15 protein-coding genes are annotated in these 15,405 nt (G+C 61.3%); all 15 read left to right on the plus strand.

Annotation, left to right across the window (positions count from 1 at the left end; genetic code table 11):
• Positions 1–24: 24 nt before the first annotated feature.
• The 15 genes from nuoG (at position 25) to CUJ91_RS05990 (ending at position 15,387) form a co-directional block, all read left to right on the plus strand.
• On the plus strand, positions 25–2,358 hold the full coding sequence (gene nuoG, locus CUJ91_RS05920) for an NADH-quinone oxidoreductase subunit NuoG (RefSeq protein ID WP_029969796.1): 2,334 nt from the start codon (positions 25–27) through the stop codon (positions 2,356–2,358).
• Positions 2,359–3,423, plus strand: a complete 1,065-nt coding sequence (gene nuoH / locus CUJ91_RS05925; protein ID WP_006052897.1) for an NADH-quinone oxidoreductase subunit NuoH — start codon at positions 2,359–2,361, stop codon at positions 3,421–3,423.
• Between the two features lie 15 nt (positions 3,424–3,438).
• Positions 3,439–3,927 (plus strand): NADH-quinone oxidoreductase subunit NuoI, encoded by a 489-nt coding sequence (nuoI, locus tag CUJ91_RS05930; protein ID WP_006052896.1) that lies wholly within the window; start codon positions 3,439–3,441, stop codon positions 3,925–3,927.
• Between the two features lie 203 nt (positions 3,928–4,130).
• On the plus strand, positions 4,131–4,817 hold the full coding sequence (locus tag CUJ91_RS05935) for an NADH-quinone oxidoreductase subunit J (RefSeq protein WP_006052895.1): 687 nt from the start codon (positions 4,131–4,133) through the stop codon (positions 4,815–4,817).
• Between the two features lie 20 nt (positions 4,818–4,837).
• Positions 4,838–5,143 (plus strand): NADH-quinone oxidoreductase subunit NuoK, encoded by a 306-nt coding sequence (gene nuoK, locus CUJ91_RS05940; RefSeq protein ID WP_006052894.1) that lies wholly within the window; start codon positions 4,838–4,840, stop codon positions 5,141–5,143.
• 17 nt (positions 5,144–5,160) lie between these two features.
• Entirely contained in the window at positions 5,161–7,230 is a 2,070-nt protein-coding gene (nuoL, locus tag CUJ91_RS05945; RefSeq protein WP_114156025.1) for an NADH-quinone oxidoreductase subunit L, read from the plus strand.
• 14 nt (positions 7,231–7,244) lie between these two features.
• Positions 7,245–8,735 (plus strand): NADH-quinone oxidoreductase subunit M, encoded by a 1,491-nt coding sequence (locus CUJ91_RS05950; protein ID WP_029969790.1) that lies wholly within the window; start codon positions 7,245–7,247, stop codon positions 8,733–8,735.
• A 22-nt stretch (positions 8,736–8,757) separates the two neighbouring features.
• Positions 8,758–10,230, plus strand: a complete 1,473-nt coding sequence (gene nuoN / locus CUJ91_RS05955; RefSeq protein WP_006052891.1) for an NADH-quinone oxidoreductase subunit NuoN — start codon at positions 8,758–8,760, stop codon at positions 10,228–10,230.
• Positions 10,230–10,526, plus strand: a complete 297-nt coding sequence (locus CUJ91_RS05960) for a DUF2818 family protein (protein WP_006052890.1) — start codon at positions 10,230–10,232, stop codon at positions 10,524–10,526. Before nuoN ends, CUJ91_RS05960 begins: the two co-directional genes overlap by 1 nt.
• A 43-nt stretch (positions 10,527–10,569) precedes the next feature.
• The gene (locus CUJ91_RS05965; protein ID WP_029969788.1) at positions 10,570–11,154 is read left to right on the plus strand and encodes an NUDIX domain-containing protein; all 585 of its coding nucleotides are present in this window, start codon (positions 10,570–10,572) and stop codon (positions 11,152–11,154) included.
• A gap of 331 nt (positions 11,155–11,485) precedes the next feature.
• Entirely contained in the window at positions 11,486–11,743 is a 258-nt protein-coding gene (locus CUJ91_RS34725) for a hypothetical protein (protein WP_006052888.1), read from the plus strand.
• 38 nt (positions 11,744–11,781) lie between these two features.
• Positions 11,782–12,306 carry a helix-turn-helix transcriptional regulator gene (locus tag CUJ91_RS05975; protein ID WP_006052887.1) on the plus strand — a complete coding sequence of 175 codons (525 nt, stop codon included), beginning with the start codon at positions 11,782–11,784 and terminating at the stop codon, positions 12,304–12,306.
• Positions 12,307–12,572: 266 nt separating this feature from the next.
• Positions 12,573–13,004, plus strand: coding sequence for a DUF1178 family protein (locus CUJ91_RS05980; protein ID WP_029969785.1), 432 nt, complete (start codon positions 12,573–12,575; stop codon positions 13,002–13,004).
• A gap of 48 nt (positions 13,005–13,052) precedes the next feature.
• Positions 13,053–14,249 carry an acyl-CoA dehydrogenase family protein gene (locus CUJ91_RS05985; RefSeq protein WP_006052885.1) on the plus strand — a complete coding sequence of 399 codons (1,197 nt, stop codon included), beginning with the start codon at positions 13,053–13,055 and terminating at the stop codon, positions 14,247–14,249.
• A gap of 10 nt (positions 14,250–14,259) precedes the next feature.
• Positions 14,260–15,387: an acyl-CoA dehydrogenase family protein gene (locus CUJ91_RS05990; protein ID WP_114156026.1), complete on the plus strand. Its 1,128-nt coding sequence runs from the start codon at positions 14,260–14,262 to the stop codon at positions 15,385–15,387.
• Positions 15,388–15,405: the final 18 nt, after the last annotated feature.

Here is a 15,405-nt window from a genome sequence, read left to right on the forward strand (position 1 = left end):
ACAGGTTAAGGAAGATTGACCATCATGGTTGAACTTGAAATAGACGGCAAGAAAGTAGAAGTGCCCGAAGGCAGCATGGTGATCCAGGCTGCGCATAAGGTCGACACGTACATTCCTCACTTCTGCTATCACAAGAAGCTGTCGATTGCGGCCAACTGCCGGATGTGTCTCGTCGATGTCGAAAAGATGCCGAAGGCCGTGCCCGCATGCGCGACGCCCGTGTCGGCCGGCATGATCGTGCGCACGAAGTCCGAAAAGGCGGTGAAGGGCCAGCAATCCGTGATGGAATTCCTGCTGATCAACCACCCGCTGGATTGCCCGATTTGCGATCAGGGCGGCGAGTGTCAGTTGCAGGATCTGGCGGTGGGCTACGGCAAGTCGTCGTCGCGTTACAGCGAAGAAAAGCGCGTCGTGTTCCACAAGAACGTCGGCCCGCTGATCTCGATGGAAGAGATGTCCCGTTGCATCCACTGCACGCGCTGTGTGCGCTTCGGCCAGGAAGTGGCCGGCGTGATGGAACTGGGCATGCTGGGCCGCGGCGAGCATTCGGAAATCACGTCGTTCGTCGGCAAGACGGTCGACTCCGAACTGTCGGGCAACATGATCGACCTGTGCCCGGTCGGCGCGCTGACCAGCAAGCCGTTCCGCTACAGCGCGCGTACGTGGGAACTGTCGCGCCGCAAGTCGGTAAGCCCGCACGATTCCGTCGGCGCCAATCTCGTCGTGCAGGTGAAGAACAACCGCGTGATGCGGGTTCTGCCGTTCGAAAACGAAGCAATCAACGAATGCTGGATTTCGGACAAGGATCGCTTCTCGTACGAAGGCCTGAACAGCCCCGAACGTCTGACGCAGCCCATGCTGAAGCAGGGCGGCAAGTGGGTCGAGACCGACTGGCAGACCGCGCTCGACTATGTGGTCAAAGGTCTGAAGGGCATCAAGGGCGACCACGGCGCAAACGCGCTGGCCGCGCTTGGCAGCGCGCACAGCACGGTCGAAGAACTGTTCCTGCTGAAGCAACTGGCGCAAGCGGTCGGCACGCCTAACGTCGACTTCCGTCTGCGTCAGTCGGACTTCTCGGCGCCGGTCAACGGCACGCCGTGGCTCGGCACCGCTATTGCCGACCTGTCGAACATCGACTCGGCGCTGGTGATCGGTTCCGATCTGCGCCGCGATCATCCGCTGTTCGCCGCGCGTCTGCGTCAGGCGGCCAAGGGCGGCGCGAAGCTCACGCTGGTGCAAGCCACCGGCGACGACGCGCTGATCCCGCAAGCGCGGCGTATCGCTGCGGCGCCGTCGGCATGGCTCGAGGCACTCGCCGGCATCGCGTCGGCGGTCTCGCAAGCGAACGGCACGGCGCTGCCGGAAGCGTTCTCTGGCGCGCAAGCGTCGGACGCCGACAAGGAAGTCGCCAGGTCGCTGGCTACGGGCGAGCGTCGCCTCGTGCTGCTCGGCAACGGCGCGGTGCGTCATCCGGATTTCGCGGTCATTCATGCAGCGGCTCAGTGGATCGCAGACGCAACCGGTGCAACGCTCGGCTTCCTGACGGAAGGCGCGAACACGGTCGGCGCGCATCTGGTGAACGCATTGCCGGGCGAAGGCGGCCTGAACGCTCGCGAAGTCTTCGAACAACCGCGCAAGGGTTATGTGCTGATGAACTTCGAACCGGAGTTCGACACGGCCAATCCGGCGCAGGCTCTGGCTGCCTTGAACCAGGCTGAGATGGTCGTCGTGATGTCGCCGTTCCAGACGGGCGCCGAATACGCGGACGTGCTGCTGCCGATCGCGCCGTTCACCGAAACGGCCGGTACGTTCGTCAACGCGGAAGGCACGGTGCAGACGTTCAACGGCGTCGTGCGTCCGCTTGGCGAGACGCGCCCCGCATGGAAGGTGTTGCGCGTGCTGGGCAGCCTGCTGGGCGCGCCCGGCTTCGAATACGACACGGCGGAAGAAGTGCGCAGCGCGGCGCTCGGCGACGGCGAACTGCAATCGCGCCTGTCGAACCGCACGGGCGTAACGGTTGCTCGCGGCAAGACGGCGAAGGCAGCGGAAGGCAAGTTCGAGCGCATCGCCGACGTGCCGATCTACCATGCCGACGCGCTGGTTCGTCGCGCGGAATCGCTGCATCTGACCGCAGCCGCGCGTGCCGCGAACAACGTCGGCCTGCCGGCCGCGCTGTTCGACAAACTGGGTTTGAAGGAAGGCGACGCGGTGCGCGTGCGCCAGGGCGAGCAATCGGTGCAGTTGCCGGCCGTGCGCGACGCGAATCTTGCGGAGACGGTCGTCCGCGTATCGGCGGCTACGCCTGCCGGTGCAGCGCTGGGCAGCCTGTTCGGTGAACTGGTGGTGGAGAAGGCGTAAATGAGCTTGTTCGATACGATCAACTCGGGCGGCACCCAGCTTCTCGGTGTGGCATGGCCCACGGTGTGGGCACTGGTGCGCATCCTGGTGGTGGCCGTCGTGATCCTGCTGTGCGTGGCTTACCTGATTCTGTGGGAGCGTAAGCTGATCGGCTGGATGCACGTGCGTCTCGGCCCGAACCGCGTCGGCCCCGCAGGTCTTTTGCAGCCTATCGCCGACGTGCTGAAGCTGTTGCTGAAAGAAGTGATTCAGCCGACCCAGGCAAGCCGCTGGATTTACATGATCGCGCCGATCATGGTGGTGGTGCCGGCTTTCGCGGTCTGGGCGGTGATTCCGTTCCAGGCGGGCGCGGTGCTCGGCGACATCAACGCGGGTCTGCTGTATGCGATCGCGATTTCGTCGATCGGCGTGTACGGCGTGATTCTGGCCGGCTGGGCGTCGAACTCGAAGTACGCGTTCCTCGGCGCGATGCGCGCCGCGGCGCAAATGGTGTCGTACGAAATTTCGATGGGCTTCGCGCTGGTCGTCGTGCTGATGACGGCGGGCACGCTGAATCTGTCGGACATCGTCGGTTCGCAGGAACGCGGCTTCTTCGCCGCACACGGCCTGAACTTCCTGTCGTGGAACTGGCTGCCGCTGTTGCCGATGTTCGTCGTGTACTTCATCTCGGGCATCGCGGAAACGAACCGCCATCCGTTCGACGTGGTGGAAGGCGAATCGGAAATCGTCGCGGGTCACATGATCGATTACTCGGGTATGGCGTTCGCGCTGTTCTTCCTTGCCGAGTACATCAACATGATTGTGATCTCGGCATTGGCGTCGACGCTGTTTCTCGGCGGCTGGAGCGCTCCGTTCGGCTTCCTGTCGTTTATCCCCGGCATCTTCTGGCTCGTCCTCAAGGTTTTCCTGCTGCTGTCGGTGTTCATCTGGGCGCGTGCCACGTTCCCGCGCTACCGCTATGACCAGATCATGCGTCTCGGCTGGAAGATTTTCATTCCGGTGTGCGTGGTGTGGCTGGTGGTGGTCGGCTTCTGGATCATGTCGCCGTGGAATATCTGGAAATAAAGGGCGGATGAACTCATGACCGCAATCCAAAATTTTTTCAAGACCTTCTTTTTGACGGAACTCATCAAGGGCCTCGCGTTGACCGGACGTTATACGTTCCAGCGCAAGGTGACCGTGCAGTTCCCGGAAGAGAAGACGCCCATTTCGCCGCGTTTTCGCGGACTGCATGCGCTGCGACGTTATGAGAATGGCGAAGAGCGCTGTATCGCGTGCAAGCTGTGCGAAGCGGTGTGCCCGGCGCTCGCCATCACGATCGAGTCGGAAACGCGCGAAGACAACACGCGCCGCACCACGCGTTACGACATCGACCTGACCAAGTGCATCTTCTGCGGTTTCTGCGAAGAAAGCTGCCCGGTCGATTCGATTGTCGAGACGCACATTCTCGAATATCACGGCGAAAAGCGCGGTGATCTGTACTTCACGAAGGACATGCTGCTGGCCGTGGGCGATCGTTACGAAGCGGAGATCGCCGCGAACAAGGCTGCCGACGCACCGTATCGTTAAAGCGTCCAAGTACAAGCAGTAGGTGCGGCAGTAGCGCATCAAGTCAATGCAGCAGTAATACGGCCTGTTGTCGGGCCGAGCGCCGCGGTATGCAAGCCGCGGCACGGCGCACGCGTGCGTCTGTTCCGGCGGTTGTCACGCTGTGGCCGGACGCCCGTGCCAAAGAAAATGCCTGACGATGGCCTAACGATGAACCGGTAATCATGGAATTCACGACCGTACTGTTCTACATCTTCGCGCTGCTCCTGGTGGTTTCAGGGCTGAAGGTGATCACCTCGCGCAACCCGGTGTCGTCCGCACTGTTTCTCGTGCTGGCGTTTTTCAACGCAGCGGCTATCTGGATGCTGCTGCAGGCCGAGTTCCTCGCCATCCTGCTGGTGCTGGTCTATGTGGGCGCGGTGATGGTGCTGTTCCTGTTCGTCGTGATGATGCTGGACATCAACCTCGACGTGCTGCGCAAGGACTTCAGACGCTTCGTGCCGATGGCCACGGTGGTGGGCGCGATCATCGTGCTCGAAACCGCGCTGATCCTGTGGCACGGCTACGGCGCGACGAGCACGGTGGTGCCCGACACGACCGCCGCGGCGGGCGGCATGGGCGACTGGTCGAACACCCGCCTGATCGGCAAAGTGATTTACACCGACTACATCTTCGCGTTCGAAGTGGCCGGCCTCGTGCTGCTGGTGGCGATCATCGCGGCTATCGCGCTGACCACGAGCCACAAGAAGGACAGCAAGCGCCAGAAGATCAGCGACCAGGTCAAGGTGCGTGCGCAAGACCGCGTGCGCGTCGTGAAGATGCCGTCGGAAAAGAGCCCGGCGACCGTCGCGGCGGAAGAAGCCGCAGCGGCGGCCGCAGCAGCCGAATCGGCGTCTGCGAAGAACAGCTGAGCGGACAGGAGATAGAAATCATGTTGACCCTTGCCCATTACCTCGTGCTCGGCGCGATTCTGTTTGCGATCAGCATCGTCGGTATTTTCCTGAACCGTCGCAACGTCATCATCATCCTGATGGCGATCGAACTGATGCTGCTCGCGGTGAATACCAATTTCGTCGCCTTCTCGCATTATCTCGGCGACGTGCATGGCCAGATTTTCGTGTTCTTCGTGCTGACCGTAGCGGCAGCGGAAGCAGCGATCGGCCTCGCAATTCTGGTGACCCTGTTCCGTAGCCTCGACACGATCAATGTCGAAGATCTCGATCAGCTCAAAGGTTAATCTCAGGAAAAGCGGTTATGTCCACGATACTCAATGAAAACCTGCTGCTGGCGATTCCGCTGGCACCGCTGGCCGGTTGCCTGATCGCGGGGCTGTTCGGGAAGGCGGTAGGGCGCGCGGGTGCGCACTCGGTCACGATCCTCGGCGTTGCCATCTCGTTCGTTCTGTCGATGATGGTGTTCTTCCAGGTGCTGGACGGCGCGAGCTTCAACGCCACCGTCTACGAATGGATGTCCATCGGCAAGACCAAGTTCGAAGTCGGCTTCCTCGTCGATTCGCTCACGGCCATGATGATGTGCGTCGTGACCTTCGTGTCGCTGATGGTGCACATCTACACGATCGGCTACATGGCCGACGACGACGGCTACCAGCGCTTCTTCTCGTACATCTCGCTCTTCACGTTTTCGATGCTGATGCTCGTGATGAGCAACAACTTCCTGCAGCTGTTCTTCGGCTGGGAAGCAGTGGGTCTCGTGTCGTACCTGCTGATCGGTTTCTACTACACGCGCGAGTCGGCGATCTACGCGAACATGAAGGCGTTCATCGTGAACCGCGTCGGCGACTTTGGCTTTCTGCTGGGTATCGGCCTGCTGTTCGCGTTTGCCGGTTCGATGAACTACGGCGACGTGTTTGCCAAGCGCACTGAACTGGCCGCATTGAGCTTTCCGGGTACCGATTGGGGCCTGCTGACAGTGGCGTGTATCTGCCTCTTCATCGGCGCAATGGGTAAGTCGGCGCAGTTTCCGCTGCACGTGTGGCTGCCGGATTCGATGGAAGGCCCGACGCCGATTTCCGCGCTGATTCACGCGGCAACCATGGTGACGGCCGGTATCTTCATGGTCACGCGCATGTCGCCGCTGTTCGAACTGTCGGATAGTGCGCTCTCGTTCGTCACGGTGATCGGTGCCATTACCGCGCTGTTCATGGGCTTCCTCGGGATTGTCCAGAACGACATCAAGCGCGTGGTGGCTTACTCCACGCTCTCGCAGCTCGGCTACATGACGGTCGCGCTCGGCGTGTCGGCTTATCCGGTCGGCGTGTTCCACCTGATGACGCACGCGTTCTTCAAGGCGCTGCTGTTCCTCGGCGCGGGTTCCGTGATCATCGGCATGCACCACGATCAGGACATGCGCAACATGGGCGGCCTGCGCAAATACATGCCGATCACGTGGATCACGTCGCTGATCGGTTCGCTGGCGCTGATCGGCACGCCGTTCTTCTCGGGCTTCTACTCGAAAGATTCGATCATCGACGCAGTGAAGCTGTCGCATCTGCCGGGTTCGGGCTTCGCCTATTTCGCCGTGGTGGCAAGCGTGTTCGTCACCGCGCTGTATTCGTTCCGTATGTATTTCATGGTGTTCCACGGCAAGGAGCGCTTCCGCGATCCGAAGCATCCGGATTCGCCGATGGGCGCCGAAGCCGCGGCACACGGTCATGGCAACGGCCATGACGCGCACGGTCACGGTCACGACGACCACGGTCACGCGCACGAACCGCATGAAACGCCTTGGGTCGTGTGGTTGCCGCTGGTGCTGCTGGCGATTCCGTCTGTCGTGATCGGCGCGATCGCGGTCGGCCCGATGCTGTTCGGCGACTTCTTCCAGCACGGCGTGGCGTTCGAGAAGGTGATCTTCATCGGCGAAAATCATCCGGCGCTGCATGAAATGGCTGAAGAGTTCCACGGCTGGGCGGCAATGGGCCTGCATTCGGTCGCGGGCCTGCCGGTGTGGCTCGCGCTCGCCGGTGTGCTGGTCGCGTGGTTCCTGTATCTGGTTCGTCCTGAACTGCCGGCTACCATCAAGCGCGCGTTCGGGCCGATCTACACGCTGCTCGATAACAAGTACTACATGGACAAGATCAACGAAGTCGTGTTTGCGCGGGGCGCCGTGGCGATTGGCCGTGGTCTCTGGAAGGAAGGCGACGTCGTCGTGATCGACGGCATCGTCAACGGTAGCGCACGCTTTATCGGCTGGTTCGCCGGCGTGATCCGCTTCCTCCAATCCGGCTACATCTACCACTACGCGTTCGCCATGATTATCGGCATGTTGGGGCTCCTGACCCTGTTTGTAACGCTCGGCGGCAAATAAGGCGAGGGACACTAATGCACGCTTATCCGATTCTCAGTCTCGCCATCTGGTTGCCGATCCTTTGCGGCCTGCTGGTTCTGGCCATCGGCTCCGACCGTAACCCCGGCCCCGCGCGCTGGGTCGCATTGATCGGCTCGATTGTCAGCTTCATCGTCACGATTCCGCTGATCACCGGTTTTGATTCGAGCAGCGCCGATCTTCAGTTCGTCGAACAGGCCAACTGGATCGAACGATTCAACATTACATATCACCTCGGTGTCGACGGCATTTCGATGTGGTTCGTCGTATTGACCGCATTGATCACGGTGATCGTCGTGATCGCCGGATGGGAAGTCATCACGAAGAACGTCGGCCAGTATCTGGCCTCGTTCCTGATCCTGTCGGGCATCATGGTCGGCGTGTTCAGCGCGGCCGACGGCATGCTGTTCTACGTGTTCTTCGAAGCGACGCTGATTCCGATGTACATCATCATCGGCGTGTGGGGCGGGGCGAACCGCGTGTACGCGGCGTTCAAGTTCTTCCTGTACACGCTGATGGGCTCGCTCCTGATGCTGGTCGCGTTGCTCTATCTGTACGTCCAGACCGGCACGTTCGATCTCGCCACCTGGCAGCATGCGCAGATCGCAATGACGCCGCAGGTGTTGCTGTTCATAGCGTTCTTCATGGCGTTCGCCGTGAAGGTGCCGATGTGGCCGGTGCACACGTGGTTGCCTGACGCCCACGTGGAAGCGCCGACCGGCGGCTCCGTCGTGCTGGCCGCGATCATGCTGAAGCTCGGCGCATACGGTTTCCTGCGCTTCTCGCTGCCGATCGCGCCGGACGCAAGCCACTTCCTCGCGCCGGTCGTCATTACGCTGTCGCTGATCGCGGTGATCTACATCGGCCTCGTCGCGATGGTGCAGGCCGACATGAAGAAGCTGGTCGCGTATTCGTCGATCGCGCACATGGGCTTCGTCACGCTCGGCTTCTTTATCTTCAATCAGCTCGGCGTGGAAGGCGCGATCGTTCAGATGATCTCGCACGGCTTCGTGTCGGGCGCGATGTTCCTTAGCATCGGCGTGCTGTACGACCGCATGCACTCGCGTCAGATCGCGGACTACGGCGGCGTTGTCAACGTCATGCCGAAATTCGCGGCCTTCGTGATGCTGTTCTCGATGGCCAATTGCGGCTTGCCGGGCACCTCGGGTTTTGTCGGCGAATTCATGGTGATTCTGGCCGCTGTCCAGTACAACTTCTGGATCGCGGGCGGCGCCGCCGTGACGCTGATTCTCGGCGCGGCCTACACGCTGTGGATGTACAAGCGCGTCTACTTCGGCGCGGTCGCCAACGACCACGTGAAGGGCCTGCTCGACATCAACCGCCGCGAGTTTTTCATGCTGGCAGTGCTCGCCGCACTGACGCTCTTCATGGGCCTGTATCCGAAGCCCTTTACCGATGTGATGCACGTATCCGTGGAAAACCTCCTCTCCCACGTTGCGCAGTCGAAGCTGCCGTTGTCTCAGTAACGCAGAGGAGGAATTAAAGACCATGCAAAACGCCCCTATGACTGCTCTGTTGCCCGACGCACTGGTGATGCTCGCCGTTGTCGTCGCGTGGCTCAACGACACGTTCGTCGGCCAGGCCGGTCGCCGTACCACGTATTTCATCGCGTTCCTGTCGTCGCTCGTCGCCGGCATCTGGTTCGCGGTCAATGCGTTCGACCCGTCGGTGCACTACTTCTTCAGCCGCATGTACGTCGTCGACTCGTTCGCGAGTCTGATGAAAGCGGTGGTGACGCTCGGCTACGCGGTCACGATCGTGTATTCGCGCCGCTACCTCGAAGATCGCGGGCTGTATCGCGGCGAGTTCTTCCTGCTCGGCATGTTCTCGCTGCTCGGTCAGCTCGTGATGATCTCCGGCAACAACTTCCTGACGCTGTATCTCGGTCTGGAACTGATGTCGCTGTCGCTCTATGGCGTGATCGCACTGCGTCGGGAAGCCGCGCCGTCGAACGAAGCGGCCATGAAGTACTACGTGCTCGGCGCGCTGGCTTCCGGCTTCCTGCTGTACGGCATCTCGATGCTGTACGGCGCGACCGGCTCGCTCGATCTGAACGAAGTGTTCAAGGCGATCGGTCAGAGCCACTACGATCCGAGCGTGCTGCTGTTCGGCGTTATCTTCATCGTCGCCGGCGTCGCGTTCAAGATGGGCGCTGTGCCGTTCCACATGTGGGTGCCGGACGTCTATCAGGGCGCGCCCACGGCGATGACGCTGCTGGTCGGCGGCGGTCCGAAGGTGGCGGCATTCGCATGGGGCCTGCGCTTCCTGGTGATGGGTCTGCTGCCGCTCGCAGTCGAATGGCAGCAAATGCTGGTGATTCTCGCGGCGCTGTCGTTGATCGTCGGCAACATCACGGGTATCGTGCAGCGCAACGTCAAGCGTATGCTCGCGTACTCGGCGATCTCGAACATGGGCTTCGTGCTGCTCGGTCTGCTGGCCGGCGTGGTCGATCACAAGACGACTGGTGCCGCGAGCGCGTATGGCTCGGCGATGTACTACAGCATCGTCTATCTGATCACGACGATGGGCACCTTCGGCGTCATCATGCTGCTCGCACGCCGCGAATTCGAAGCGGATACGCTCGACGACTTCAAGGGGCTGAACCAACGGAGCCCGGTGTTCGCGTTCGTCATGATGGTGATGATGTTCTCGCTCGCCGGCATTCCGCCCGCCGTCGGTTTCTACGCGAAGCTCGCGGTGCTGCAGGCCACGATGAACGCCGGCCTGACCTGGCTCACGGTGCTCGCGGTGATCACGTCGCTGTTCGGCGCGTTCTACTACCTGCGTATCGTGAAGCTCATGTACTTCGACGAGCCGCAAGACAAGTCGGCGATCGTCGCGGACACGGGCACGCGCGCGTTGCTCGCGCTCAATGGCGTGGCCGTGCTGGTGCTGGGCATCGTGCCCGATCCGCTGTTGAAAGCTTGCCTGCAGGCTATCCAGCACACGCTGTCGTTCTGATGTCGGCAGCGGGCTGGTTTATCGTGCTGTTGGCGCTGGTGGGCGCCAATCTGCCGTTCCTGAATCAGCGGCTCTTCGCCGCCGTCCCGTTGAAGGCGGCGAAGAAAAGCGCATGGGTCCGGATTGCCGAACTGATCGTGCTGTACTTCGTGGTCGGCGCGCTGGGCTTTCTGCTCGAAGCGCGCGCCGGCAACCGCTTCGAACAGGGTTGGCAGTTCTACGCGATCACGTTCGCGCTGTTCGTCGTGTTCGCCTTCCCCGGCTTCACCTTCCAGTATCTCGTCAAACGCCGCTGACGGCGTCTCGCCGTCGCGCACCAAGCTGTCCCGAGGTCCGCATATGGCTGAACTTCCCGACCACGACGCCGTCCTTACCGAGACCTGTGTCGACAGTAAGACGGTCCACCAGGGGCCGTTCCTGACGCTCAAGTGCGACACCGTGCGCCTGCCCGACGGCAAGCATGCGACCCGTGAGTATGTGGAGCACCCCGGCGCCGTGATGGTGATTCCGCTGTTCGACGACGGCCGTGTGCTGCTGGAAAGCCAGTATCGCTATCCGATGGGCAAGGTCATGGTCGAATATCCGGCCGGCAAGCTCGATCCGAACGAAGGCGCGCTCGCTTGCGCCATTCGCGAATTGCGCGAGGAGACGGGCTACACGGCGCGCGAGTATGTGTACCTGACGCGTGTTCACCCGATCATTTCCTACTCGACCGAGTTCATCGACATCTACCTCGCGCGCGGGCTGACTGCGGGCGAGCGCAAGCTCGACGACGGCGAGTTCCTCGAGATGTTTACTGCTACGGTTCCCGAAGTCTCGGAGTGGGTGCGGACCGGCAAGATCACTGACGTGAAAACGATTATCGGCACGTTCTGGCTGGAGAAGGTGCTGTCCGGCATCTGGCCGATGGCGCAGCCGCAGTAGTTTTTTCAGAGTCTCCCAACGCGCAGGCGACGCTTGCGCCGCATCCAGGAAGCCCCTGCCGGTCGTCGACCGGCAGGGGCTTCGTCACTCTGAAGCTGGATAAGGCTTCTGTCTTTACCGCGGCGTGCGGTGTCTGAATATGAGCGCCTTTGTCCTATGCCATCCGGCAGTCTCGCGTGATCGCGGCGGCAACTTTAGTATGGAAGGCCGGCAAACGTCTTCACTGCCGCATTAATCGGGATAACGAAGCATGTGAGGCGGTTGAGCTCCGCGATTAAAATCGGGTTGTCACTTGACAACCCGATTCGCGAGTATTAAATTGGAGGACAGGATGGTTCGTGGAGTCCACGCTAAAAAAGAGATCGAGGCTGCGCTGGCTTATGCCGAGCGGCGCGGGTGGCGCATACAGAGCGGAGGCAAGGGCCACGCCTGGGGAAAAATGTATTGCCCTTACAAAGATGCGGAGTGCCGTTGCGGAGAATTCTGCATTTCAAGCGTATGGAGTACGCCGAAGAATGCTGATAACCACGCCAGACATTTGCGGCGTGTGGTCGACAATTGCACGGCGCATCGTTCGCAAAAGCATTGAGTAGGCAACGTTGTGGCCGAATAAAGCAGGAGTAGCAAATGGAATATACGTTCACGTTGAAGTATAAGCTTGCCGCGCAAGACAGTGATCTTGACGCGATTGTCGAACGCCTGGGCGAAGCAGGCTGTGACGACGCCACGGTCGGCGTGGGGCAACCGGGGCGACTGGCGCTGGTCTTTTCGCGCGAAGCACCGTCGGCGGTCGAGGCACTGGTCAGCGCGCTCGGAGACGTCAAAAAGGCGGTGCCGTCGGCACGGCTTGTCGAAGCCGGGCCCGACTTCGTGGGGTTGACCGACGTCGCGGAAATTGCCGGCGTATCGCGGCAGAACATGCGCAAGCTCATGTTGAGCCATGCGGTCGAATTTCCGCCGCCGGTGCACGAGGGAAGCGCGTCAGTCTGGCATCTGTCGGACGTGCTGGACTGGCTGAACGCGCGCGGTGGCTACGACATCAAAGCCGACGTTTTCGACGTCGCCAAAACGGCTAAACAGGTCAACCTTGCCAAAGAGGCGCGGGAGCTTGAACCGCGCTTCAATCGTCGGCTGGAATGCCTGGTGGCGTGAGCGTCAATCGTGAACGGAGGGGTTCGCACGCGTGAGGCTGATACGTCGTTGGGGGCGAAGCGCTGGGCGTTGGCTCACGCACGCACGCCGCATTGCGCGGAGTCATACAGCCTTCGGCAGGGGTCTGCGCAAAGCGTTAAAATCGCCCACCGCGCCTCATCTTTCGGCAGCGCCCAACTCGTCGCGCGTTGCGCGTGAAGTTTTTACGAACGACCGTTCACAAATTTTCGTTTTGCGCTAAACTGGCACGCAAGCCCTGATTCCATATGAAGGTCCTCGATTTACAGTGTCCGCACGGCCATCGGTTCGAAGGGTGGTTTGCTTCGGCTGATGACTTCGAATCGCAGCAGTCCCGCAAGCTGGTCGAATGTCCGATTTGCGGAGCGAAAGAAGTGAGCCGTTTGCCGTCGGCTCCGCGCCTGAATCTCTCTCATGGGGTAGAGGCGAAAGCGAAAGCGCCCGCGGCCGCAGGTGAATTGCAGGCGCGTGTCATGCGCGCATTGCGCGAGGTACTGGAGAAGACCGAGAACGTGGGCGACCGCTTCGCCGAGGAAGCGCGGCGCATTCACTACAACGAAGCGCCCGCCCGCAATATTCGCGGTGTCACAACGCCGGAAGACGCGCGAGCTTTGGTCGAAGAAGGCATCGAAGTGATGCCGCTGCCGGTCCCGGCTGCCTTAAAGGAACCTCTGCAATAGCGCAGTGGCTCTCTGGCGGCGGGTGGTGGCGGCCAGGAGACACTACGCATGAATCTGGACTATTCCCCCGCTGAGAAGGCGTTCCGCGCCGAGATCCGCGCCTGGCTCGAAGCCAATCTGCCTCGCGAACTCAGCGAGAAGGTACTCAACCACAAGCGTTTGAACCGCGACGACTTTGCCAACTGGCACAAGCTGCTGGGCACGCGCGGCTGGTCGGTTGTCGCGTGGCCGACAGAATACGGCGGCCCCGGCTGGGATGCCACGCAGCGCCATATCTGGGACGAAGAGTGCGCCCGTGTCGGCGCGCCGACAGTGTTGCCATTCGGTGTGTCGATGGTCGCGCCGGTTCTTATGAAGTACGGCAACGAGGCGCAGAAACGCTACTACTTGCCACGCATTCTCGACGGCACTGACTGGTGGTGTCAGGGCTATTCAGAGCCGGGCTCCGGTTCCGATCTCGCATCGCTGCGCACGCGTGCCGAACGGGTCGGCGATCATTACGTGGTCAATGGGCAGAAAACCTGGACCACGTTGGGGCAGCACGCGGACATGATGTTTTGTCTCGTACGCACCGACAGCGGCGCGAAGAAGCAGGAGGGCATTTCGTTCCTGCTCATCGACATGAAAACACCGGGCATTACCGTCCGGCCGATCATCACGCTCGACGAAGACCACGAAGTCAACGAAGTTTTCTTTGAAGACGTGAAGGTGCCGGTCGAGAATCTGATCGGCGAGGAAAACCGCGGTTGGACTTACGCAAAATATCTGCTCGGGCATGAGCGCACCGGCATTGCGCGCGTCGGCCAGTCGAAACGCGAGCTGGTTTTTCTGAAGCGCCTCGCGCTCGATCAGAAAAAGAACGGCAAGCCCCTTTTGAATGACCCGGTATTCGCTGCAAAAGTCGCGAATCTCGAGATCGAACTGATGGCTCTCGAAGTCACCGTGCAACGCGTGGTCGCTAACGAAGCAGGCGGACGCGGACCGGGACCGGAAGCGTCGATGCTGAAGATCAAGGGCACGGAGGTGCAGCAGGCGTTGACCGAACTCATGGTCGAGGCCGTCGGGCCACTCGCCGCTCCGTTCGACGTGCCGTTCCTCGAGGGCGAGCGCGAGCACAGCATTGCCGGAGACGACGATGCCGCGCCGCTGGCCGCGTATTACTTCAACTTCCGCAAGACGTCGATTTACGGCGGCTCGAATGAAATTCAAAAGAACATCATCGCGCAGATGATTCTCGGACTTTGAGGAGCGGCCCATGGACTTCACTTTCAACGACGAGCAGCAACAATTCGCCGACGCGCTGCGCCGCTATCTGGACAAGAGCTATGGCTTCGAAGCGCGCCAGGCGATCGTGCGTTCGGATGCCGGTGTGTCGGACGCTCACTGGGCAGCTTTCACCGAGTTGGGCCTGACCGCATTGCCGGTGCCCGAAGCGCAAGGCGGTTTCAACGGCGGACCCGTCGATATGCTCGTGGTCATGCAGGAGCTCGGCCGCGCTTTGGTGGTCGAGCCTTATTGGGCGACGGCGGTTGGCATCGAGGCATTGCGGCTTGCCGGCACGGGCCAGAGCGAAGACGTGTCGCTGCTCGAGCGTGTGGCCCACGGCGAGATCAAGCTCGCGGTCGCATTCCACGAACCGCGGGCGCGCTACGATCTGTTCGACGTCGCGACCACCGCGAGCGGACAAGGTGAACAGCACACGCTTACGGGTACGAAATCGGTCGTGATACACGGCGCGCAGGCGCATCACTGGATCGTGCCCGCGCGTGCCAATGGCGAGATCGCGCTATTCGTGGTTGCGCGCGATGCCGCAGGCGTGACCATCACCGACTACCGCACCATCGACGGACAACGCGCCGCCACACTGCAATTCAACGGTACGCCGGCACGGCGTTTGAGCGGCCCGCACTCGGGCGCGGCGGCCCTGGAGCACATCGCGGACTACGGCACGCTGCTGTTGTGCGCGGAAGCGCTCGGCGCGCTCGACGCATTGAACGCCGCAACCGTCGACTACACGAAGACGCGCCAGCAGTTCGGTCAACCCATCGCGCGCTTTCAGGCATTGCAGCATCGCATGGTCGAGATGCTGATTCACGCCGAGCAGGCGCGTTCCGTCACCTATCTTGCCGCCATGCGCTATTCGTGCGAAGACGTCGACGAACGCCGCCACGCCATTTCCGCGGCCAAGGTACGCGTGGGGCAGGCTGCGCGTTTCGTCGGCCAGCAGGCGGTGCAGTTGCACGGCGGAATGGGCGTGACGAACGAGGTCGCCGCCGCGCATCTGTTCAAACGTCTCGCTATCATTGAAACGACCTTGGGCGATGTCGATCATCACCTCGCACGGTTTGCCGCGCTGCCTGCGTTTATCAGCACGGACGTTTGATTAGCCGACCGAATCGGC

Source organism: Paraburkholderia graminis (assembly GCF_003330785.1).
Lineage (GTDB): Bacteria > Pseudomonadota > Gammaproteobacteria > Burkholderiales > Burkholderiaceae > Paraburkholderia > Paraburkholderia graminis.

Coding starts and splice junctions, on each gene's coding strand:
- nuoN (WP_006052891.1), top strand. CDS start 8,758: ATGCAAAACGCCCCTATGACTGCTCTGTTGCCCGACGCACTGGTGATG.
- CUJ91_RS05965 (WP_029969788.1), top strand. CDS start 10,570: ATGGCTGAACTTCCCGACCACGACGCCGTCCTTACCGAGACCTGTGTC.
- CUJ91_RS05935 (WP_006052895.1), top strand. CDS start 4,131: ATGGAATTCACGACCGTACTGTTCTACATCTTCGCGCTGCTCCTGGTG.
- nuoI (WP_006052896.1), top strand. CDS start 3,439: ATGACCGCAATCCAAAATTTTTTCAAGACCTTCTTTTTGACGGAACTC.
- nuoK (WP_006052894.1), top strand. CDS start 4,838: ATGTTGACCCTTGCCCATTACCTCGTGCTCGGCGCGATTCTGTTTGCG.
- nuoH (WP_006052897.1), top strand. CDS start 2,359: ATGAGCTTGTTCGATACGATCAACTCGGGCGGCACCCAGCTTCTCGGT.
- CUJ91_RS05990 (WP_114156026.1), top strand. CDS start 14,260: ATGGACTTCACTTTCAACGACGAGCAGCAACAATTCGCCGACGCGCTG.
- CUJ91_RS34725 (WP_006052888.1), top strand. CDS start 11,486: ATGGTTCGTGGAGTCCACGCTAAAAAAGAGATCGAGGCTGCGCTGGCT.
- CUJ91_RS05980 (WP_029969785.1), top strand. CDS start 12,573: ATGAAGGTCCTCGATTTACAGTGTCCGCACGGCCATCGGTTCGAAGGG.
- nuoL (WP_114156025.1), top strand. CDS start 5,161: ATGTCCACGATACTCAATGAAAACCTGCTGCTGGCGATTCCGCTGGCA.
- CUJ91_RS05985 (WP_006052885.1), top strand. CDS start 13,053: ATGAATCTGGACTATTCCCCCGCTGAGAAGGCGTTCCGCGCCGAGATC.
- CUJ91_RS05960 (WP_006052890.1), top strand. CDS start 10,230: ATGTCGGCAGCGGGCTGGTTTATCGTGCTGTTGGCGCTGGTGGGCGCC.
- nuoG (WP_029969796.1), top strand. CDS start 25: ATGGTTGAACTTGAAATAGACGGCAAGAAAGTAGAAGTGCCCGAAGGC.
- CUJ91_RS05975 (WP_006052887.1), top strand. CDS start 11,782: ATGGAATATACGTTCACGTTGAAGTATAAGCTTGCCGCGCAAGACAGT.
- CUJ91_RS05950 (WP_029969790.1), top strand. CDS start 7,245: ATGCACGCTTATCCGATTCTCAGTCTCGCCATCTGGTTGCCGATCCTT.